This is a genomic window from Jatrophihabitans cynanchi (genome assembly GCF_027247405.1).
GTDB classification, from domain to species: Bacteria; Actinomycetota; Actinomycetes; order Mycobacteriales; family Jatrophihabitantaceae; genus Jatrophihabitans_B; species Jatrophihabitans_B cynanchi.
Genome location: NZ_CP097463.1, coordinates 1,907,618 through 1,927,775, shown reverse-complemented (window position 1 = coordinate 1,927,775; position 20,158 = coordinate 1,907,618). Strand labels below are relative to the sequence as shown.

General features: G+C 69.8%; 20 protein-coding genes and 1 tRNA gene. 13 read left to right on the top strand and 8 right to left on the bottom strand.

The genetic code is table 11. From position 1 onward, the window contains the following. Window positions 1-224: 224 nt before the first annotated feature. The 9 genes from M6B22_RS09345 (at window position 225) to M6B22_RS09305 (ending at window position 8,676) form a co-directional block, all read left to right on the top strand. The gene (locus tag M6B22_RS09345) at window positions 225-800 is read left to right on the top strand and encodes a helix-turn-helix domain-containing protein (RefSeq protein ID WP_269445493.1); all 576 of its coding nucleotides are present in this window, start codon (window positions 225-227) and stop codon (window positions 798-800) included. Beyond that, complete coding sequence (locus M6B22_RS09340; protein WP_269445492.1) at window positions 797-1,417, top strand: hypothetical protein; 621 nt, start codon at window positions 797-799, stop codon at window positions 1,415-1,417. The genes M6B22_RS09345 and M6B22_RS09340 overlap by 4 nt, the downstream gene beginning before the upstream one ends. 227 nt (window positions 1,418-1,644) lie before the next feature. Then, window positions 1,645-2,301, top strand: coding sequence for a hypothetical protein (locus M6B22_RS09335; protein ID WP_269445491.1), 657 nt, complete (start codon window positions 1,645-1,647; stop codon window positions 2,299-2,301). Between the two features lie 108 nt (window positions 2,302-2,409). Next, window positions 2,410-5,451, top strand: coding sequence for a DEAD/DEAH box helicase (locus M6B22_RS09330; RefSeq protein WP_269445490.1), 3,042 nt, complete (start codon window positions 2,410-2,412; stop codon window positions 5,449-5,451). Further along, a complete protein-coding gene (locus M6B22_RS09325) occupies window positions 5,444-6,268 on the top strand; it encodes an SWIM zinc finger family protein (protein ID WP_269445489.1) in 825 nt (274 codons plus the stop codon). The genes M6B22_RS09330 and M6B22_RS09325 overlap by 8 nt, the downstream gene beginning before the upstream one ends. A gap of 156 nt (window positions 6,269-6,424) precedes the next feature. After that, window positions 6,425-6,502: transfer RNA gene (locus tag M6B22_RS09320), tRNA-OTHER, on the top strand. A 366-nt stretch (window positions 6,503-6,868) separates the two neighbouring features. After that, window positions 6,869-7,120, top strand: a complete 252-nt coding sequence (locus M6B22_RS09315) for a type II toxin-antitoxin system Phd/YefM family antitoxin (RefSeq protein WP_269445488.1) — start codon at window positions 6,869-6,871, stop codon at window positions 7,118-7,120. Then, on the top strand, window positions 7,117-7,497 hold the full coding sequence (locus tag M6B22_RS09310) for a type II toxin-antitoxin system VapC family toxin (RefSeq protein WP_269445487.1): 381 nt from the start codon (window positions 7,117-7,119) through the stop codon (window positions 7,495-7,497). The genes M6B22_RS09315 and M6B22_RS09310 overlap by 4 nt, the downstream gene beginning before the upstream one ends. 603 nt (window positions 7,498-8,100) lie before the next feature. After that, window positions 8,101-8,676: a NosD domain-containing protein gene (locus M6B22_RS09305; RefSeq protein ID WP_269445486.1), complete on the top strand. Its 576-nt coding sequence runs from the start codon at window positions 8,101-8,103 to the stop codon at window positions 8,674-8,676. A 140-nt stretch (window positions 8,677-8,816) separates the two neighbouring features. Here M6B22_RS09305 and M6B22_RS09300 read toward each other — a convergent pair whose 3' ends face one another. Further along, entirely contained in the window at window positions 8,817-9,830 is a 1,014-nt protein-coding gene (locus M6B22_RS09300) for a GGDEF domain-containing protein (protein WP_269445485.1), read from the bottom strand. A gap of 322 nt (window positions 9,831-10,152) precedes the next feature. Beyond that, entirely contained in the window at window positions 10,153-11,445 is a 1,293-nt protein-coding gene (locus tag M6B22_RS09295; RefSeq protein WP_269445484.1) for a site-2 protease family protein, read from the bottom strand. Between the two features lie 176 nt (window positions 11,446-11,621). On the opposite strand from M6B22_RS09295, the gene M6B22_RS09290 reads away from it, so the two are divergent. Further along, entirely contained in the window at window positions 11,622-11,996 is a 375-nt protein-coding gene (locus tag M6B22_RS09290; RefSeq protein WP_269445483.1) for a CBS domain-containing protein, read from the top strand. A 10-nt stretch (window positions 11,997-12,006) separates the two neighbouring features. Here the strand turns inward: M6B22_RS09290 and M6B22_RS09285 are convergent, their stop codons facing one another. Then, window positions 12,007-13,239, bottom strand: a complete 1,233-nt coding sequence (locus M6B22_RS09285) for a PucR family transcriptional regulator (RefSeq protein WP_269445482.1) — start codon at window positions 13,237-13,239, stop codon at window positions 12,007-12,009. A 348-nt stretch (window positions 13,240-13,587) separates the two neighbouring features. Here M6B22_RS09285 and M6B22_RS09280 point away from each other — a divergent pair, with 348 nt between their 5' ends. Continuing rightward, window positions 13,588-14,058, top strand: coding sequence for a hypothetical protein (locus tag M6B22_RS09280; protein ID WP_269445481.1), 471 nt, complete (start codon window positions 13,588-13,590; stop codon window positions 14,056-14,058). 542 nt (window positions 14,059-14,600) lie between these two features. Here M6B22_RS09280 and M6B22_RS09275 read toward each other — a convergent pair. The 4 genes from M6B22_RS09275 to M6B22_RS09260 form a co-directional block, all read right to left on the bottom strand. After that, complete coding sequence (locus tag M6B22_RS09275; protein WP_269445480.1) at window positions 14,601-15,758, bottom strand: baeRF3 domain-containing protein; 1,158 nt, start codon at window positions 15,756-15,758, stop codon at window positions 14,601-14,603. 166 nt (window positions 15,759-15,924) lie between these two features. Continuing rightward, on the bottom strand, window positions 15,925-16,806 hold the full coding sequence (locus M6B22_RS09270) for a universal stress protein (protein WP_269445479.1): 882 nt from the start codon (window positions 16,804-16,806) through the stop codon (window positions 15,925-15,927). Window positions 16,807-16,820: 14 nt separating this feature from the next. Continuing rightward, on the bottom strand, window positions 16,821-17,168 hold the full coding sequence (locus M6B22_RS09265) for a TraR/DksA family transcriptional regulator (RefSeq protein ID WP_269445478.1): 348 nt from the start codon (window positions 17,166-17,168) through the stop codon (window positions 16,821-16,823). 212 nt (window positions 17,169-17,380) lie between these two features. Next, on the bottom strand, window positions 17,381-17,572 hold the full coding sequence (locus tag M6B22_RS09260; protein WP_269445477.1) for a hypothetical protein: 192 nt from the start codon (window positions 17,570-17,572) through the stop codon (window positions 17,381-17,383). Window positions 17,573-17,813: 241 nt separating this feature from the next. On the opposite strand from M6B22_RS09260, the gene M6B22_RS09255 reads away from it, so the two are divergent. Then, the gene (locus M6B22_RS09255) at window positions 17,814-18,659 is read left to right on the top strand and encodes an alpha/beta fold hydrolase (protein ID WP_269445476.1); all 846 of its coding nucleotides are present in this window, start codon (window positions 17,814-17,816) and stop codon (window positions 18,657-18,659) included. 58 nt (window positions 18,660-18,717) lie between these two features. Here M6B22_RS09255 and M6B22_RS09250 read toward each other — a convergent pair whose 3' ends face one another. Then, window positions 18,718-19,203, bottom strand: coding sequence for a MarR family winged helix-turn-helix transcriptional regulator (locus tag M6B22_RS09250; RefSeq protein WP_269445475.1), 486 nt, complete (start codon window positions 19,201-19,203; stop codon window positions 18,718-18,720). A gap of 286 nt (window positions 19,204-19,489) precedes the next feature. Here M6B22_RS09250 and M6B22_RS09245 point away from each other — a divergent pair, with 286 nt between their 5' ends. Next, window positions 19,490-20,107, top strand: a complete 618-nt coding sequence (locus M6B22_RS09245; protein WP_269445474.1) for an FABP family protein — start codon at window positions 19,490-19,492, stop codon at window positions 20,105-20,107. The last annotated feature ends 51 nt before the right edge of the window (window positions 20,108-20,158 follow it).

Here is a 20,158-nt window from a genome sequence, read left to right as displayed (position 1 = left end):
GCATGGCTGAAAGTCCCGGAATCACTGGAGTGCAGTGTTCGCGACCATCTGGGGTCTGGGCTTGTTTGGGCGGCGGGACTCGGACGTCGCGGGATATGCGCGGGACAGATCAAGATCAAGGTAACATACCCCAGGCGGGTATCTGGGCGGTGGTTTGAAGAGGCGTTAGCCCGCCGCGAATCTAATTCGGACACCAATCAACTGATACCTGATATGTTTGACTGATGGATGGGTGGGAGTTGCGGCGTCGGCGTCGCGACGCCGGGCTGACGTTGCAGCAGGTGGCGCGCGCTGCGGGTACTGCCGAGGCCAATGTCTCGGCTTACGAACGCGGGACGAAAGCCCCGAACCAACGCACCCTGCGGCGGCTAGTCGCGGTGATCGACGCGGGCGCCGACAGTGTCGTGCACCGGGCGCAGCTGGCGACCGCGCCGGCGACTGCGGCGGCGCTGCGCCTGGGCTTGCGTCAGGGGTGGGCGACAGCGGACCTGCTGCGTCTGGTGCGCCAGATGCGCTCCGATGCCACGCACCTGACGCGGCCGGCGGACCGGGCGGCGTTCTACGCCGAACCCTCGACCACCGGCGATCCGCGCTGGAACGCGATGTTGGCCGGCGCGGTGGACGACCTCGCGGTGCGCGACGGGGTGCCCGCGCCGGAGTGGACGCGCGGGAAGGCGTTGGACAGGTTCTGGTTCGTCACCGACGAGCTTGCGCTGCGCGCGTACGTCTTCGGGCACTCGCCGATGGCGTTGCAGGTTCGTGGCGTGATGGTCGATCCGGCCGATCTGGAGGCGGTGTGAGCCGCGGGGCCGGGCCGCTGTTGGACGCCGAGCAGGTACGGGCCCTGCTCACCGAACTCGGCGCCCGGATGTCCGCGCAGGGGATCGAGGCGAGATTGTTCTTGGTCGGCGGCGCCGCGATGGCGCTGGCCTTCAGCCGCCGCCGGATCACCCGCGACCTGGACGCCGTGTTCGAGCCGAAGAGCGAGATCTACGCGCACGCCGCGGCGATCGCCCGCGAGCGAGGGCTTGCCGAGGACTGGCTCAACGACAGCGTCAAGGGACTGCTGCCGGACAACACAGCACCGGTCGAGGGCACCGCCAGCTTCAGCGCCCCGGGTATCCACGTCGGCGTGGCCTCTGCCGAGTACCTGTTCGCGATGAAAGCCGCCGCGGCACGGCTAGAAACCGACGGCGCCGATCTGCGCCTGCTCGCCCGCGAACTGGGCATTACCACGACCGCTCAGGCGCTGGACCTCGTCGAACGCTTCTACCGCCCGGAACGGCTGACCGCCAAGACCCAGCTCATCCTCGAAACGATCATCACCGCCCAGCCCGCCGGACCGGCCACCGGCACCAGTCGTCCACGCAAGAGCATTGATGAGCCGGAGCCGCCTGGGCATGGCATCGGCATGTGAGCTGTTTCGGGCGGCCACGCAGGGTCGAACGTGATCGGGCCGCGCCCGGCGGACTCGACTGAGTCCCTGAGGTACGCCCGCTCGCCAGAGCGTTTCGATCACCCCGGTGACACCGGTCGGCTCGGTCCTGGCGACGGAGGGCGACATCGCCGGCGATACTGAGGCATCATCGGATCGCTATGGCTCGTCAAGATATCCCGACCCGGGTACGTCGCGTCGCCGAGCAGGTGCTGGCCGAGCTGCACTACGTGAGCCCGCTCGACGTCCTGCTCGGCCTGGGCTGGCTGGCCCCGACACACGTCGATCGGTGGCGACAGGGTCGCGCGCCCAACCTTGAGCAGGTTGTGCAGGCGAACTTGAGCAAGATCTCGGCGGCGACGGCCGAACTGCGCCGTTGGGCACGCGAGCGAGGTCTCGTGGCGTCCGAGCCCAGCTACCTGGCTCGGACGCGCGACCGGCACCCGCTGCGGTTCAGCGCCAGTAACGCACCGCGCATCGAGCGGGCCTACCGCACGCACTGGGTCTCGCCGGCGCTGTCCGAACGCCGCCGGGCGCCGCTGGACGAACGATTGAGTCGCCCGCCGGACCTGCTGGTGATCGCGGACAGCAGGCCGTGGAACTGTGACCGCTGCCATGCTCCGTACGGGGCCGGCGAACTCCTGCTGATGGTCGATGACGGCCCAATCTGCATGGACTGCGCCGACCTTAGCCACTTGGAGTTCCTGCCCTCCGGTGATGCCACACTTACCCGGCGCGCGAAGCAGACGAGTGCCCTGACGGCTGTCGTGGTGCGCTTGAGCCGCGCTCGTAAGCGTTACGAACGCCAAGGCATCCTGGCCGATCGTCGCGCGATCGAACAGGCCAGGGCGGCGCTCGGCAGCTGAACCGTCCCCGGCCCGGCCCGGCCCGGCGCGGCGGGCGGCGGAGCCGCGAGCGGCGGCGATAGCCTGAGGCTGCCGCAGCGCCCGCTACTCGCCGAAAGTCGACCGCCCATGCTCGTCGTGCACGGCCTGATCGCCCCCGACCAGAGCCTGTGTGTGTGGGCCGAGGATTCTGACCTCGGGGTGAAGAGCCCGAGCCAAGCGTTGCGTTCGGCGCGGCCGCATCCGTTCGCGACTCCTGCCGAAGCGCTGGTTCAGTCGTACTCGGGTAAGCCGGACGAGGTGACGCTGCTGCTGCCGTCACTGCGGACCGCGCCGCTGGACTCGCCCCGGCTGCTGCGCGCCGTGCCGCGCCCGGAACCCCGCTCCGCCCCCGCGTTGTTGCCATGGCGAGTACCGGTGGTCACGCTCGACGCGACAACGGCGCTGGAGGTGCTGGCCGAGCCCGTCAACGGGATCCGGCGCGGGGCGTCCCTGGACTTCCTGACCGAGTTGGCGCGGTTCGCGCGAGGTCTGATCGCTCGCGGCCGCGTCCTGCCAACCCTCGAACGCGACGAGATCGGCCCGTCCGCGCGCTGGCGACCGGTGCTGCACGGACAGGACGTCATAGCACTTCACAACCTGGCCACGGCGATGCCGCCGGTGTGCCGGGCCTTACCGGGACACGACGACCCGACCGCGTTGACCGTAACGGGCCTGCGCGGGTTCGTCGACGCGGCGGTCCGCGAACGCTTCGCGTCCGGTCTGCGACTCGCCCCCGCGCGCCCCGGACGCCGCCCGCGCCGACTGCCGGCCGCCGAGGCGTGGCTGGGCGCGCTCACGTCGGCACACGGCCGTTTCGACGCCGATGTCGACGAGCTGACCGCACTCGGTGAGGCGCTGCGCCCGTGGGACGCGGTCGGCCGCGGCGAGGTCGGAGTGGCCCGGGCGACGTTCCGACTCACCGAGCCGCCCGAGAACGACGAGACCGCCGAGGACGCCGCCGGGACAACTCTGCCGTGGCGTGTGGAGTTCTGGCTGCAGTCGGTCGAGGACCCGAGCCTGCTAGTGCCGGCGGCGCAGGTGTGGGACGACGGGGGCGGGCTGGACCGGTGGCTGCCCCGCCCGCAGGAGCTGTTGCTGACCGAACTCGGCCGGGCCGCGCGGGTGTATCCGGGGCTGGCCGGCGGACTGCGCACCGCGCGGCCGTGCGCGCTGGAGCTGGATGCCGACGGCGCGGTCGAGTTCCTCACGAGCGCGGCGGGCGAGCTGGACCAGGCGGGCTTCGGGGTACTGCTTCCGCCCTGGTGGGATCAACGCCGTGGGCTCGGTCTGAAGCTCTCCGCGTCCACCCCGGTCGACGGTGTGGTGGCCAAGGCCAGCAAGTTCGGCAGGTCCCAGCTGATGAGCTTCCGCTGGGAACTGGCTGTCGGCGAGGAGGCTCTGACCGACGAGGAGATCGCGACGCTGGCCGCGACGAAGGCGCCGCTGATCCGGCTACGCGGTCAGTGGGTGGCCATCGACGCCGACCAGCTCAAGCGCGGCCTGGCGTTCCTGAAACGCAAGCCCAAGAAGAAGATGACTGCCGGCGAGATCCTGGCTCTGGCCGCCACCCACCCCGACGACACGAACACACCGCTACCGGTTACCGGGGTGCGCGCCGACGGCTGGCTCGGCGACCTGCTGTCCGGATCCCTCGGCGCGTCGATCGAGACCGTCACGCCACCGGATGGGTTGCGCGCCGTGCTGCGCCCCTATCAGCTGCGCGGGCTGTCCTGGTTGGCCTTCCTCGATTCGCTCGGGCTCGGTGCCTGCCTGGCCGACGACATGGGCCTGGGCAAGACGGTTCAGCTACTAGCCCTGGAGATCGCCCGCCGCGCCGAGAACGCGGAGTGCGGCCCGAGCCTGCTGCTGTGCCCGATGTCGCTGGTCGGCAACTGGCAGCGGGAGGCGGCCAAGTTCACCCCGGGCCTGCGGGTGTATGCCCACCACGGCCGGGAACGGCTGACCGGTGCGGCCCTGCGGGAGCAACTCGGGCGGACCGATCTGGTCGTGACGACCTACGCCACCGCGATCCGCGACATCGACGAGCTCGTGGCGATCGACTGGCAGCGCGTGATCCTGGACGAGGCGCAGGCGATCAAGAACAGCCTGTCCCGCTCGGCCAAGGCGGCCAGCCGGCTGAACGCCGCGAGCCGCATCGCGCTGACCGGCACGCCGGTGGAGAACCGGCTCGCCGAACTGTGGTCGATCATGAACTTCCTCAACCCCGGCCTGCTCGGCAGCCCCGAACTGTTCCGTGCCCGGTACGCGATCCCGGTCGAACGTTACGGGCAGACCGAACCGGCCGAGCGGCTGCGCACCGTCACCCGTCCCTACGTGCTGCGGCGGATCAAGACCGATCCGGAGATCATCGACGACCTGCCGGAAAAGATCGAACTCAAGCAGTACTGCCGCCTGTCGACCGAGCAGGCCTCGCTGTACCAGTCGGTGGTCGACGAGATGATGGATCGCATCGAGAACTCCGAGGGAATCGCCCGCCGCGGCAACGTGCTCGCGGCGATGACCAAGCTCAAGCAGGTGTGCAACCACCCGGCCCTGCTGCTGCACGACCGTTCGGCGATCGGCACCCGGTCCGGCAAGATCACCCGGCTGGAGGAGATCCTGGAGGAGATCCTCGCCGAGGGCGACCGGGTACTGTGCTTCACCCAGTACACCGAGTTCGCCGAGATGCTGTTACCGCACCTGTCCGCGCGCTTCGCCACCGATGTCGCCTACCTGCACGGCGGGACGCCGAAGACGCGGCGCGACCAGCTCGTCACCGACTTCCAGTCCGGGCAGGGCGCGTCGATCTTCCTGCTCTCACTGAAGGCCGGCGGCACCGGGTTGAACCTCACCGCCGCGAACCATGTGATCCACCTGGATCGGTGGTGGAACCCGGCGGTCGAGAACCAGGCCACCGACCGCGCGTTCCGAATCGGTCAGCACCGCAACGTCGCCGTCCATAAGTTCGTCACCACCGGCACGCTGGAAGAGAAGATCGACGAGATGATCGAGGAGAAGAAGGCGCTGGCCGAGCTGGTGATCCGCGACGGCGAGGGCTGGCTCACCGAACTGTCCACCCGCGACCTGCGCGAGGTGTTCGCGCTCTCGGCCGGTGCGGTCGATGAATAGACAGAGCTGGTACCCGCCGCCGTCGCGGCCGCGTCCCGTCGAGGGTGGGCTCCAGGCCCGCAGCCGGCGCGGTGCGATCGGGGCGACCTGGTGGTCGGAACGGTTCGTCAGCGTGCTGGAGAGCATTGGACTCGGTAGCCGGCTGCAACGCGGACGCAACTACGCCCGCCGGGGCCAGGTGATCTCACTCGACGTAGACGCCGGCGCGGTCACCGCCCAAGTGCAAGGCAGCCGGGCCCGCCCCTACCGGGTGCGGATCGGGTTGGCGGCGTACGGAAAGACACAGTGGACGAAGTTGGAGCAGGCGTTGGCCGGCGACGCCTGGTTCGCCGCGCAGCTGCTCGCCGGCGAGATGCCCGAGCAGATCGAGGAGCTGTTCGCCGCGCAGGAGCTTCCGCTGTTCCCGGCCACGGCGAGCGAGCTATCGATGGACTGCACCTGCCCGGACTGGCAGGTGCCCTGCAAGCACCTCGCAGCGGTGTTCTATCTGCTCGCGGAGGCGTTCGACGACAACCCGTTCGCCATCCTCGCCTGGCGCGGACGGGACCGCGATACGCTGCTGGACAACCTCGCCGCCGTGCGCTCCGCCGGCCCGCCGCCGGCGGATCGACAGCGGACAGGTAAGCCCTTGGACGACTGCCTCGAGCACTACTACGACCTGGCCGTTCCGCTGCCCGCGACCGGCCTGCCCGCGATCTCAAGTGTCGGACTGCTCGATCAGCTGCCGAGCGTCGCGATCATGGTGCGCGACAACGACTTGGTGAAACTGATGCGCGCGGCCTACGCGGCATTCGGTGAGTCCGACATCACCGGTTGACGGACGACTTGGACGGGTTTCGTCCGAGGCCAATCGATGCGTGGCCGAGATCCCGTAGGTGGGGTCGCTCGTCGGCGAGGAGGGCGCCTCCGCGGGACATACGCGGGATCGATCATGGTCGAAGATCATCGCAAGTCCTTGCAGCCCAGTAAGTACGGGACCTGCAGAAATGGGACGTGGTGGTCTGTAAAGCCGCCGGCTCAGCCTACGTTGGTTCAAACCCAACACCCGCCACAAGCCCCTGCAGGCCCCGGGTTCCGGGGCCTGCAGCGTCGTCGCTGGCGTAAGCGGGACGTAGGCGCGCCGTCGCGATCGTGATCAATCCCGCGTATGTCCCGTGGATTCTGACATGTAGTGGCATCTGGTGACACCATCTGGCATCGCGCTGCGCTCGGCTGCACCGGTCTACGCATGGCGGGCGCAGTACTTGTGACAGTCGCCGCATCCACCGCTCTCACCGTCGGCTGGATCTGCTGCACGAACGGGTGACAGCCGAGCTCCTTTGCCGCATCTGGCTGGCGTCACGGTACTCGAGCCGGTATTCCTCGTGACGGTTTGGACCGCCGTCCCAGCGTGTAGCCCATGTGCTACCGTCGCGGTATGGAGCGAGTGGGGTTGCGTGAATTGCGGCAGGACGCGTCCGAGTTGGTGCGGCGGGTCGAGGCGGGGGAGCAGATCGATATCACGGTCTCTGGTCGGCTGGCGGCTCGTTTGGTGCCGGCGCGTCCGAAGCGGTGGCTGGCTTGGGAGGATGTTGCGGACGCATTCGCCGGTGGTCCGGATGGTGACTGGGATCGCGACCGTGAGCTGATTGATCAGTCGGTCGCCGATCCGTGGGTTCGCGGCGCGTGAAGGCGGTCCTGGACACCAGTGTCTTGATCGCGACCGACCTGCCGGCGCTCGAGGGCGAGCTGGCGATCAGCGCCGCCTCGCTGGCCGAACTGCACTTCGGGGTGCTGGTCACGGTCGATCCGGCGGCGCGCGCACATCGGCTGCGACGGCTGTCGCAGTTCCAGCGGCGCTTCGATCCGCTGCCGGTGGATGAGGCGGTAGCGGCCAGCTACGGCGAGCTCGCGGCACACGTCGTTGCAGCGGGAAGACGGCCGCGGGCGCGAGTGATGGATCTGCTGATCGCTGCGACGGCGCATGCGCACGGGGCACGCCTCTACACCCGTAACGCGACGGACCTGGTGGGTGTGGAGGACATGCTTGAGATCGTGCCGGTCTGAACCGCGATCGGCTCGGATGTCGCGGGACATACGCGGGATCGATCATGGTCGAAGATCACCGCAAGTGCCTGTAACCCAGTAAGTACAGGGCGTCCAGAAATAGGACGTGGTGGTCTGTAACACCGCCGCCTCAGCCTACGTTGGTTCAAACCCAACACCCGCCACCTGCTGCAGGCCCCGGATTCCGGGGCCTCTAGCGTGTTCGAATCGCGGGCCGGGATGCGTCAGATCCGGCGGTGTGGATAACCGTCGCATTTCGGGTTTGTCTGCCGGCCCACCGTCGTAGGCCCCGGAATGGGAATTGCCGGGGTACGCGCGAAGTCGCTGCGAGGCACCGAAGCCGTCCTGGGACCGGATCGGTAGCGCGCGGGATATACGCGGGACAGATCAAGGTCAAGTTTCCGAGGTTTCGGCGTTCGATATCGCCTACCGAGAGCGGTGAGCAGCCTGCGCGCAGTGAAAGGTGAATCGGACCATCGGGGCTGCGGCGAAGCCACAGCCACACAGGGACGAGCTAGCCGGTGCCAGCTAGTATGTCGGGCGGTCAGTGTGGCATCAGGTTCGCCGAATGGTAGGTCAGCCCGATCTGCTGGGGCCCGCAGCGTGGTGCGCATACGTTCGCACGGCACCGGCACCGGCACCGAACTCGATCACGTCGTGGTGCGGGACAACGCGAGCGCGGGCGTCCGGATCAGCGCCACCAGCGGGCTGAACGTGCGGCACGTCCTCGCGTCCGGCAACCGCGAGGGACTGCTGGTCCTCGACTCACGCGGCGGGCAGTTGGTGGACAACACGCTCACCGGCAACTGCGCAGGGCTGATCGCCCTCGACACCCCCGACGGAGCAGTGACCGGTTCGCTGTTGATCGCCGGCAACGAGCTGAGCCACAACAACCGCTACTGCGCGGGCGACGACGGCCCTGCTGAGTCCGGGATCGGCGTCGTCCTGCTGGGCACCAGCTATGTGCTGCTGGTGGCCAACCACATCACCGCGAACGTGCCGTCGCGAACCGGAGCGGACTTCTCCGGAGTGGGCCTCACGATCCGCGACGCCGCGGGCATCACCGGCGGCGCGGCGCCGGTCGACAACTGGATCATCGGCAACCGGATCACGGCCAACCCGGTGAACATCGACTACGACGGCAGCGGACACGGAAACAGGTTCATCGCCAACAGGTGAGCGGCGCGGGGCAGGCAGAGGCGGATCGCCGGCCCGCAGCTCGTCGGTGCCGGCGCAGCCGATGCTCTTGCTGCGTCGGCACGACGCGCCGATGCGTACGGGCGCCGGCCGGAAGTGGGGTGGAACCGCGACCCGATCGATCAGTCCGCCGTCAATCCCTGGGCCGGGCTCGTGAAAGCGGTCCTGGCACCAGGGTGTTGCTCGCGACCGACGTGCCGCCGCTGAACGGCGACCTGGCGATCCGGCCTTCGGCTCGGCTCAGGTCTGCTCAGCGCACGCATGTTCTTGGCGATGTACAGGTTCTGGTCCGCGCGGTGTAGCAGTTGGCTCAGGTCGGTGTCGTCGTCCCACGTGGCGACGCCCGCTGACCATTGGGCGTGGTGTGCGGTGTGCAGCCGTTCGAGGACGTTGATCGCTTCGTCGTGGCCGGTGTCGGGCATGATCAGGGCGAACTCGTCACCGCCGTAGCGGGCGATCAGGTCGGCTCCGCGAAGCTGTGCTTGCCAGGCGCCGGCGAGCTCGGACAGCAGGGCGTCTCCGGCGACGTGCCCGTAGGTGTCGTTGACCGTCTTGAAGTCGTCGAGGTCGAGCAGCGCCACGCTGAACGGTGTGCGGCCCCTGCCGGCCAGTGCGATCTCGCGTTCTGCGGCGAGCTGGAAGTAGGCACGGTTCGCGATGCCGGTGAGTGGATCGAGCGCGGCCTGTTCCTGGAGTTGCGTGACGACGTGGCGCAGCATTTCGGCGGCGCCCAGCACTGTCGCACTGGTCACGAACCACGGGACGAACAGGTTCGGCACGCCGCTGAGGAGTACGCCGGCGGAGAATCCGCCGACTGCCAGGCACGCTTGGGCTCGGGCCTGCAGCGGTGCCGAGAAGTACGCAGCTATCAGCGCGATGCACATGTAGACCACACCGGGCAGCACGACGCCGACCGCCGAACCGGTGGCGGCCACGAGGACACTCAGCAGTACTGTTGCGGTGGCCAGGGCCACGTTGATCCACGCGATAGCGAGCCGGCGCCGGAGCGTGAGGATGAGCGGCGCGACGGTGAGGCAGACGATCCCGAGGAACCGGGACAACCCGACTGCCAGATCCGGGCTCATCGGGAACTGGGCACCGAGCAGCGCGCCGATCCCGCCGAAGGCGTACAGCAAGCCGACCGCGGTAGCTGCGCTCGCCGGCGAGGTCGGCCCGTAGTGGCGCGATCCGCGACCGGCCGTTCGAACACCGGCCCCGCGCCGCGTGGGCCCGACGCCGGCACTACGCGCGATGGTCAGCACAGCCGCTCACTTCGCTTTCGGTCGCCACGTCTTGGTCGCCACGTCTTCGGTCGCCACGTCTTCGGGCGCCGAGCACACCGCGGCGGCGTCTGCAAGGCGAGGCGCCAGCGAGATGAGGCACCACAGCTAGCTTCGACCAACAGAGCCCCGGCATGAGCGGTCGCGCCGAGATCGCCGAGATGCAGCGTCCGTCCCGTCAGTGATTCGACGTGAGCCCCGCGCCGGCCGCCGGTTCCGTCACGCCTGTCGACGACGGCCCGGCGGGGTGCGGGCCTTCCGCGCGATCGGTGAGGCCGCGATCGGTGAGGCCGCGATCGGTGAGGCCGCGATCGGTGAGGCCGGCGAGCATCATCGCGGCCGTAATGTCGACCGAGCTCAAGGTGCCGACCACGCGAGCGTCCTCGACCACCACTGCAACGCCGCCGCGTGCTCGAAGCGGGAGCACCACGTCGGATGCGGGGGTGTCCGGGTCGAGTACCAGCACCGGCACTCGACTGCGCGCGGCGTCGCGCAACCGGGTGGTGTCACGGTCGTCGGGCGCCACACGCTGAAGGTCCCGCATCGTGAGCAGGCTCCGTGGGCTGCCGTCGAAATCGACGAGCGGAACGACTGCCGAGCGCACCAGGGTGCTGTCGGCCTGCGCGAGGAAGTTCGCTACCGACCACCAGGACGGCGCCACTGCCGGCGGCGTCGTCATCAGGTCACGTACGGTGCGACCGGTGAGCCGCTTACCGGCAGCGACGGTTCGCTCGGCAGCCGCTGCAGTCAGGACGAACCAGCCGATCAACGCCAGCCAAAGGCCGAACAGCTGGCCGCCGAACACCTGCAACAGCCCCCAGGCGATGAGCAGGGCGCCGAGCACGGATCCGGCCCGGGCGCTCGCGTACGTGGCTCGGGTCCAGTCGCCGTACCGGCGCCACAAGGCCGCGCGAAGCAAGCGTCCACCGTCCAGGGGCGCAGCCGGCAGCAGATTGAACACCCCGAGCAGCAGGTTCACCCCGGCGAGCCAGGCGAGGGTCGCCGTGAGCAGGCCGGCGCCGCTCGCCAGAGCGGCCAGGCCCGCGAACACGCCGCCGAGCACGAGACTGGTGATCGGCCCGCTCGCCGCGATCGCGGCCTCGGCGCGCGGGGTCTTGGCCTCGTGTCCGAGCTCGGTCGCCCCGCCGAGCAGCCACAAGGTCACCCGTTCGACCGGGATGTCGTGCCGCCGCGCTATCGCCGCGTGCGCAAGTTCATGGGCCAGCACGGACGCGAGGAACACCACCGCACTGGCGGCACCGGCCAGCCAGTACGCCGCAGCCGGGAGGCCGGGCGCCGCAGCCGGAAGTATGCCGACCGCGAGAAGCTGCGCCACCAGAAACGCGATGAACAGCAGCGACCAGTGCGCCCTCGCCTCGATACCGGCGAACCGTCCCAACCGCATGCTCGTCAACTCCCGTCTGTCTGTCGTCCTGTCCTTCCACCATCTATGCCCGCGAGGTCCGGGCACAGGGCCGCTGTCGGCAGATTTCGGCCTGTTCCGTTGCCTGCCGCGGGCACTCGGGAGATTCGCTGCCGGGCTCCGGCAAGTGGCAGCCCGTGAGTTCGCCTGCGCGTGCCCGTGCGCGGCGCCGAACAGGTCGTCCAAGGTGGGGTTGCGGGAGTGGCAGAGAGGAACTGCACGACATGAAGATCGAGTATCTGTACCAGCCGGACGTGGTGCGGTGCCGCCCGTCCGACACGCTGGCGCACGCCGCGCATCTGCTGGTCCGCGCCAGGATCGGCGCGCTCGCGGTCGTGGACGACGACGGAACGCTGGTAGGCATTCTCTCCGAGCGCGACCTGGCGCGCGCGATGACCGAGCAGCGCGAACCGGGGTCGGCCCTGGCGAGTTCCTACGCGTCCCGCGGCGTCGAGGTCGCCCGGCAACACGAGGATTCCTGGACCGTCGGCCGGCGCATGCTCGATGCCGGGATCCGCCACCTTCCGGTCGTCTCTGACGGTCAACTGGTGGGCATGGTGTCGATGCGGGACGTGCTCGCGGTCGAGACCTGGGCCTGATCGCCGCGGATCAGCGTGCCGGTGAGGCCTCAGGAGCGGGCCAGCCCAGCAGCCGCGCGCCCAGCACGGCGACCCAGAGTGTCAGCGAGGCTTGTGCATCGGCCGGATTCAAGCCGGTCAGCTCGGCGACCCGGGCCAACCGGTAGGTCACCGTGCGGACCGAAAGGTGCATGCGGCGCGCGGTCTCGGTGGCCACTGCTCCGGTCTCGAAGTAGGTGCGCAGCGTGTCGAGCAACGGCTGCGCACCGCCGCGCGCAGCCAGGAGCGGGGACAGGACGGCGTGGACGAGGTCGCTCATCGCGGCCTGGTCGCGCACCAGCACCCGGTAGACCAGCAGGTCCCGGGCGTACACGACCGGCGCATCGAGGTGAAGGCGCTCGGCCAGCTGCAGCGCTTCGCGGGCCTCTTCGTAGGACCGCGCGACGCCGTACGCGCCGGAGTGCGGTCGGCCCGCGGCGACCCGCCACCGGCCGCTACGCCGCAAGCCGTCCAACGCCTCCTGGGTGACTGCGCCGACCTCGGCGACGTTGCCGGGGACGTTGCCGGCGCCGGCCGTCGCGGCGGCCGTCGCGTTGGCCGGACCGATGACGACGAACAGGCCGCCCTTGTCAGTGACCAGCACCTCGCGTCCGTCGAACCGGTCGGCGATCGAACGCTCGAGCGCTGTGGCGAGGGCGATCTCGTCGACCAGGCGGCCGCTGTGCGCTGCTACCGCGACCTGGTGCGCTCGGGCGAGGTCGAGGCCGAAGGGCTCGGCGCGCTCGACGAGTGATGCGACGTCCGAATCGCCCCGCAGCAGATCGTCGACGAACGTCTGCCGGAGCGACTCAGCCTGGCGGATCATCCGGCGCCGCTCGACGTCGTGACCTTCCACCAGCGCCACGACGGCGCCGTCGACGGCGAGCAGCACCGCCTCGGCCGCCGATGACACGGCATCTCGGCCGCGGGTGCGCACCTCCCGAGGCACCGTGCTCCAGAGCTGGGCCGCCGCCGATAGGTACAGGTGCGCCATCTGCCGCGCTGTCACGTTGCGTGCCGCGGCCTGGCGACCGAGATCGTGCACAGCCGACAGCTCCGCCTTCGAGGGCCGCCGTCCGCGCAGCGCCGCGTCCGCGAGCAGGGTGAGGTAGGCCCCGAGCAGATCGGCCGGGACACCGGTACGCCGGGCCGCGTCCTCTGCGACGGCCGTCAGCCACGGACCGGTCGCGACGTTCGGAAATGGGTCCGCCGGCGGTCCGCTCATCGCATCATCATCGCAGCGATGGCCCAACTTGCCCGCCTCCAGCAGTTCCGCGGCTGTCGAGACTGCCGACCGTGACACTGCCCGCGACGGCGCCGGCGCGGCAGGCTGAATCCATGGGCGTCAAGGACGGAAGGAGCTTCTGGCGATGAGCGCATCCACGCGAACTTCCTGCCGGCTCGACCTGCACAACTCGAGCACGCACTTCTCGGCGGCGATCCAAGGACGGTGTGGTTTCACCCACCTGCCCAGTGGCCGCGTCTGCCACAGGTCACCCCGCCACGCCGGCTCGTGCCGGCTTGCGCCCGTTGCCGACCCGTCCCGCCGGGCCGCAGGCGAGGCAGGACAGCCGTGACCAGGACCAGCCGCCGACGGCTCGTTCGCGAACTGACCGACGCCTTGCCGGTAGCGCAGCGGCCGCATGCGGTGGCGGTGCTCGCGAGTGCGTTCCGGGATCTTCGCGGTTCCATAACCGGCGAGTCACTGCCGGAGATGGCCTACCGGTTGGCCCTGTTCCGGCTCGAAGAACCGCCGCCGCGCGCGGCCGCGAGCGGCGACGCTCCAGCTGCCCGGCCGACCGTCCTCAGCACGGCGGAAGATGCGACGCGCGAGCAGGCGACCGAGTTCCGGGCGCCGGGCGAACAGGAGTCGCGGCACTGGGTGGAAGCGGTCATGTCCGGCGGCGGGTCGGGCCAGTTCATTGAACCGCGCCTTCAGCTCGGGGTAGCTGACCGGATTGCCCCGCTCGTCGAAGCTCGCAATGTCGAGCGCCGCCAGGGCGAGCATCGGCGCGGCGTCGTGCAGCGTTTGCGGGTTGGGTAGCACCAGAGCCGCGCGACCACGAGGCCGATGGCAGCCGGTGCGCCACCCAGCGTCAGCACGGTGAGGCCGGCGTTCGGTGCCGTATTCAGCCCGGGCAACTGCCAGTCGACGCCAGTGGCGAGCAGCGGCGCGATGAGTTCTCGATGACGCGGACTGGCCGCGACGCAGGCCACGACGTCGTGACGGATGCCCTCGACCGGCCACAGGTCCGCGGCGGTAACGCGACGGAACGCGCCCTCGGCGCCGGCATGGCCGGCGAAGACCGCGTCGTTTCGGGCGAGGTACACGAGCGCGAGTCCGGTGCTGTTGACCGTCACCGTGTAGATCAGTTCGGCCGCGCCGCCGGGTGCGGTGCGGTAGAGGCTGGCGGTGGCTCCGTGGCCTCCTCACCGACGACGCGTCGGTGCGGCCGGATCTGTGCGATCGCCGTGCGAAGTTCGTCGTGCGCGCTCGTGTCGGCGGCGATCGCCGGCAGCCCGTAGCGGCTCTCCCGGCGGCCGGGCGGCCAGGCAGTCCCCGAGCGGTTGCCGGCGGTTCGCTTCTCAGTACCGCAGCAGCGCGGCTGCGCACTCGTCTCGAATCGGCATGCGCTCCGGCGCGACGAGATAGACCGCTCCGCCGTGGGCCAGGCAGGCTGCCGCGGCCTGGTCGAGCCGGTCGAACTGGTCGAGCCGGTCGAACTGGTCGAACTGGCTGCGGGCCCCGGCACCGAGCAGCAGCACCGAGTCGGGCGGCGTAGCCATGATCGAGGATGACAGGAACAGCGATTCGACCCGACCGACTCGCGCCGCCGCGAGTACCGCGCCGGGCTCGTGCGCGGTACGTCCGGTGCCCGCCAGTTGCCGGTAGCGCGCGGCTGCGGCCGATTCGTCGCCTCGAAGCTGTGGCTCGATCTGCAGCCATGCCCGCCGGTGCAGTTCCTCGATCGGCAGCTGCGATGGATCGGTCACCAACACGTCCTCGACGATCTCGCGATAGCGGGTCACCTGCCGGTACTGCGAGACGAGGTAACCGAGACCGGCCAGCAGCATCGGCGGCCGCTCGCCGTTCGGCAGCTCGGCGAGCACGGCATCGATCGCGCGGAAGTACTGCAGCGTCTCCTCGACCTGCTTGCGGTCCAGGTTCCCGCGTCCGTAGAACACCACGCTCCTGCCGGACCCACCCCGGTCGGCAACGAAGCCCTCTGGCCGCTCGGCCGGCCGTCGCCGATCCTCGGACGCGTGCCCCGGACCGGTCGGGATGTGTACGCCGGCCTCCTCGAGACCGAACCGAGTGCCGAGGAACAGCCGGGACTGGGCCCTGTCCAGCGCGAGGAACAGGAAGCGCCCAGCTGACGAGAGTGACGGCAGCAGCGGGGAAATCAGGAACCGGTTGCCGACGGCCGCGAGTTCCGGCAGCGTGCTCGGCGTGTGGAGCACGCGTGACCAGCCGGGCGCGGCGAAGACTGCCAGGCCGCTGCCGTCGTTGCGCCAGAACCCCTCGTCCTCGGATACCTGACGCAGCGCGTCCAGCGTCGCAGTCGCCTCCGCGGGTGCGGCCGTCGCACGCAGCGCGACCTCGGCCCGAGCGAGCAGGTTCCTCCAGCGAATGCCGTTCTGAGCGGTCTGCGGACCCCGCCGCACCGTCGGCAGGAACAGCGACACGTGTGCCGCAGTTCCGCGCGGGGTGCACAGCTCGGACAGGTGCTCAGCCCCTGACATGACACCGGCGTCGGGAACCGCCGCCGGTCGCGGACGGACCGGCTGTGTGCCTGCCGCGCTCACATCTGATCGTGTCGCGAGTGCTGTCGTGCTCATCGCTTCCTCCTTGTTGTCGTTCAGACCGGGTGGGTGCATGGGCCGAGTCCGCGATCGCGGCTGGTTCGGATCAGCCGACCCAGACCGGGACGACCGCGACGGGGCAGGTCGCGTGGTGCAGGACGCCCTGGGCGACCGACCCGAGCAACGTCCCGGCGAGTGCGTTGCGTGACCTGCTGCCGACGACAAGCAGGTGTTCCGCGGCTGACTGTTCCACCAGCCCGGCAGCGGCCTGATCCCGAATGACGATGCCCGCGGCGGTGACCGAGGGGTACCGCCGCTGCCACCGTTGCAGCGTGGCCGTCACCCACGCTTGGGCCCGCTCCGGAACTGGTGCCTCCGGACGCCACTGCATCGTCGCAAGCGGGTCCGGTCGCCAACACATCAACGCGCGCAACGGCACGTCGTGCCGGCTCGCGTGCTCGAAACCGTATGCGAGAGCCGGATCAGCTGCGTCGGTCCCGTCGATGCCGACGACCACGGCGGGACGTTCGGCCAGCATGCCGGCCGGGCCACGCACCACGACCACCGGGCACTGCGCGCGCGCTGTCACGGCAGTACCGACCGAGCCGAGCAGCACCGAACCGACCGCTTTGAGCCGCCGGGACCCGAGAACGATCAGCTGGGCGCCGGCCGAGCGCTCGGCCAGCACGACCGCCGGCCGGCCCTCGACCGTTTCTCCCGTCACCGGGACGGTCGGCGCAGTGCCCCGGGCCCGGTCGAGGGCGCTCACCAACGCGTCCGACGCCGTTCGGCGGGCGGCACTGGCCAGTTCCTGCAGGTCGGCCACATTCGCGCCCTCCCACCCGAGCAGCAGGGGACGGGTGTGGCAACAGATCAGGTGCACCGCAGCGTCACGGGCGAGTGCCTCGTCCAGCGCCCAGTTCAGTGCGAGCTCACTGCCTTCGGAAGCGTCGATGCCGACGACGATCCGGCCTGTGTTGACTGACATCGTGGTTCCTTTCCCTACCGTCGTTCCTTCAGCCGCTGGCAACGCAGGCACAGCACGGCTGCCGGAAGCGCCTCGAGTCGTGGCGGTGCGATGGGTTCGCTGCAGGACAGGCAGATTCCGTATCGGCCTGCCTCGAGCTGCATGAGCGCGGTGTCGATCTGTGCGACCGTCTGGCGCAGGCCCGCGGTGAGGCCACGCAGCTGGGCTTGCCCGGACGTGCCGGCAGCGGCGTGTTCGCGAGTCAATGCGTCCAAGTGCGCGAGCTGCGCCTCGCGCTGCCGGTTCAGGACATCGCGGATCCTGGCTACGTCGCGAACCCGCTCGACCGACGAGGCGCCGCTCGCAAGATCAGTCATCGTCATGGTTCGGTCCTCACCTCTCGTGGTTGTGGTGCCGCCGGCCGGGGCGGGTTCTCGCTCCGGGCACGAACTGGCGGCTGTTGCCGCAGCCGGCGTGCCTTCGCAGCGCGCGGCACGACGGTTGCCTTCCGTGCACTACGCGCGAGGATCGAACGCGCCGCCGGGAACCGCGCGCAGTCAGCCGCGGGGTCAACCGCGCGTCGGCCGCTGCCGGGTCAGCTGTTGGCGCCGACGGCAACCGCGTCGCGCCGTTCGGCTCCGGCGGCGCTGGTCACCGAATCGAAGGCGACCACCGGATCCGTGCCCGCGGCCGGTCCGGCATCGTGCGCGTCGCGATGCTTGAGGAGCGCTCGCACCGTGGAAAAGGAGATCCGGCACTTCGAGCAGCGAATGCGAAGACACGTCATCGTCGGCTCCTTTCGGTGAGCTATCGGCTCCGTATGTCCAGTCTCGTGTGCGGCAGATCCCGCCGACAGGTGACGGATCGGCAATGTCGGGCTCGCGAAGTTGCCTACCGCTGCCGAGCGGTAGATGCGCGCCTGCTGCCGGAAGCAGTGCTGGGCTCACCTCACGGCCGACCGGTGCACAGTGGACCGCGGGCGTTGCCGTCGCGCGGCGGCCGTCAGGATCGAGGAGAAGGAGCAGCCAGTGAGCGTCCCGCAGTCGCGGCCGGTCGCCGTCGGTGAGTTCACGTTCGACGTCACCGTGGACGGCCCGGGCGACGGCCGGCCGATCCTGCTGCTGCACGGCTTCCCGCAGACTGCCTGGTCGTGGCGCCACGTGATCCCGCGGCTGAGCCGGGCCGGGTACCGCGTACTGGCCCTGGACCAGCGCGGCTACTCCCCGATGGCCAGTCCGGATGCCGTGGAGCAGTACCGCGCCGCGTACCTGGTCGCCGACGTGCTCGGCGTGCTCGACGCGTTCGGCATCGAGTCGGTCGACCTGGTCGGTCACGACTGGGGCGCCGCGGTCGCCTGGCAGGTCGCGAGCCGGCACCCGGACCGGGTCAGGACGCTGACGGCCCTGTCGGTGCCGCATCCCGGCGCCTTCACCGAAGCGCTGCGGGTCGATGACGACCAGCGGCGCCGGTCCGCGTACATGCGCGACTTCGCCACGCCCGGCTACGAGCACACGCTGCTCGCCGACGCAGCCGCGAAGCTGCGCGCGGTCTTCGGGCACGGCACGGGCGTCGATGTCGAGCACGTCCTGCGCCGCGTCGGAACCGCACCCCGGTTGCGGCGCGCACTGAACTGGTACGCGGCCCAGTCGCTCGACCGTCCCGCGGCGACACCGGCGACCGACGTGCCCACCCTGCACGTCTGGTCGGACCAGGACATAGCGCTGGGTGCGTACGGTGCCCGCGCCACCGAGCGCTACGTCACCGGGCCGTACGAATTCGTGACGCTGCACGGCGTGAGCCACTGGATCCCCGAACAGGCGCCCACCCAGACGGCCGACCTGATCATCCGGCAGGCGGAAGGTCGCCGGCAATGATCGAGTCGGCACCGTACGCGGTTGATCGCGCCTGCACGCGGTTCGGGAACCCTCGCTGTCAAAGCGGAACCGGGCTGTGCAGTTCGCCGGTGTACTCGTCGCCGAGATGCTCGTGCAGGGTCGTCAGGGCTGCTGCGCACGCGGCCCGTGCGGCTGGGTCGAGAAGACCGAGCACGCGGCCCAGTTCGCGCCGGCGGCGGGCGGTGACTTGCTGGACGACCTTGCGGCCCGGCGCGGTGAGCTCCAGGATGACGACACTGCGATTGGACTCGTCGACGCCGCGGATCAGGTGCCCGGACGCGTGCAGCCGGTCGGCCAGGCGGGTGATCGAGGACCCCGCGACGTTCAGCGCCTGAGCGCAATGCGTCGAGGTGGATCGTCCGTGCTCGTGCAGTACCTGCAGCAGGCGGAACTGGGGTAGCGACACCTCGAGCCGCTCGACGCTGCGCAGGGCGACCCCGACGAGGTCCCGGGTCGCAACCTCGAACGCCACCAGTTCATCGACCGGGGTCCGGGCTCGGGCGACTCGTCCCGCCTTGTGCATGGCTCAAGCATTGCACGAGACAAGTCCGCGGCGGGCCGAATGCGGTCGATCGGAATGGGGGCGGACGCTCCCGGCATTTCGCTCACGCCAGAGTGTTGCAGGCGGCAAGTCTTGCCTTAAGCACGCCCTTGCGGGCAGAGTGGTCTTGACCGACTCCAGATTGAACGAGGGCTGCGTGGTTCCCCGCACGCCCTCACCGGCGCCGGCCGGCCGCAGCCGCCCCGCCTACCGGCACGCAGCGTCCACCACATCGAGAACTTCACAGGCGCACTGAAACGGAGACACCATGAGCACACCCGTCACGGCGACCACGGCCGGCCCGCAGAAGCTTGGCCCGCTGACCCCTCTCGTCGGCGAGTGGGAGGGGAACCTCGGCATCGATCTCTCCTATCACAACAAGGACGACGAGACGATCGAAACCGGCTACTTCGAGCGCGCCTGGTTCAAGCCCATCCCGGTGGTCGAGAACGGTCAGCAGAGCATGGAGGGGCTCAACTACTCGATGACGGCCTGGCGTCACGGCGAGGAGGCGATGGATCCTTTCCATGACGAGACGGGCTACCTGCTGTGGGACAAGGCGAACGGGCAGGTGATCCGGTGCTTCGCCGTGCCGCGCGGACTGGCCATCCTGGCCGGCGGTGACGCCGGCCCGCGCGACAGGTCGCTCACCTTCGTCGCCGAGCCCGGGTCGGGTGCTTACGGCTTGTGCCAGAACAAGTACCTGTTGGAGCGGGCGCGCGCCATGGCGTTCGAGAGCACCTTCACCATGAACGACGACGGGACGTTCAGCTACGTGTCCGATCTCGTTCTGAAGCTGACCGCGACGGGTGCGGAGATGCACCACACCGATCGCAACACGCTGCACCGGGTCAAGCGCTACCACCCGAGCATCGAGACGGCCTGACCGATCGCGGCACCCAGAAGGCGTCGAGGAGACGTCGAGGAGGCATCGCGA

Bases quoted from the DNA above. Each gene is read 5' to 3' on its own strand.
- M6B22_RS09345 (WP_269445493.1), top strand. From the start codon at position 225: ATGGATGGGTGGGAGTTGCGGCGTCGGCGTCGCGACGCCGGGCTGACG.
- M6B22_RS09330 (WP_269445490.1), top strand. From the start codon at position 2,410: ATGCTCGTCGTGCACGGCCTGATCGCCCCCGACCAGAGCCTGTGTGTG.
- M6B22_RS09325 (WP_269445489.1), top strand. From the start codon at position 5,444: ATGAATAGACAGAGCTGGTACCCGCCGCCGTCGCGGCCGCGTCCCGTC.
- M6B22_RS09315 (WP_269445488.1), top strand. From the start codon at position 6,869: ATGGAGCGAGTGGGGTTGCGTGAATTGCGGCAGGACGCGTCCGAGTTG.
- M6B22_RS09290 (WP_269445483.1), top strand. From the start codon at position 11,622: ATGAAGATCGAGTATCTGTACCAGCCGGACGTGGTGCGGTGCCGCCCG.
- M6B22_RS09285 (WP_269445482.1), bottom strand. From the start codon at position 13,239: ATGAGCGGACCGCCGGCGGACCCATTTCCGAACGTCGCGACCGGTCCG.
- M6B22_RS09275 (WP_269445480.1), bottom strand. From the start codon at position 15,758: ATGTCAGGGGCTGAGCACCTGTCCGAGCTGTGCACCCCGCGCGGAACT.
- M6B22_RS09270 (WP_269445479.1), bottom strand. From the start codon at position 16,806: ATGTCAGTCAACACAGGCCGGATCGTCGTCGGCATCGACGCTTCCGAA.
- M6B22_RS09265 (WP_269445478.1), bottom strand. From the start codon at position 17,168: ATGACGATGACTGATCTTGCGAGCGGCGCCTCGTCGGTCGAGCGGGTT.
- M6B22_RS09260 (WP_269445477.1), bottom strand. From the start codon at position 17,572: ATGACGTGTCTTCGCATTCGCTGCTCGAAGTGCCGGATCTCCTTTTCC.
- M6B22_RS09250 (WP_269445475.1), bottom strand. From the start codon at position 19,203: ATGCACAAGGCGGGACGAGTCGCCCGAGCCCGGACCCCGGTCGATGAA.
- M6B22_RS09245 (WP_269445474.1), top strand. From the start codon at position 19,490: ATGAGCACACCCGTCACGGCGACCACGGCCGGCCCGCAGAAGCTTGGC.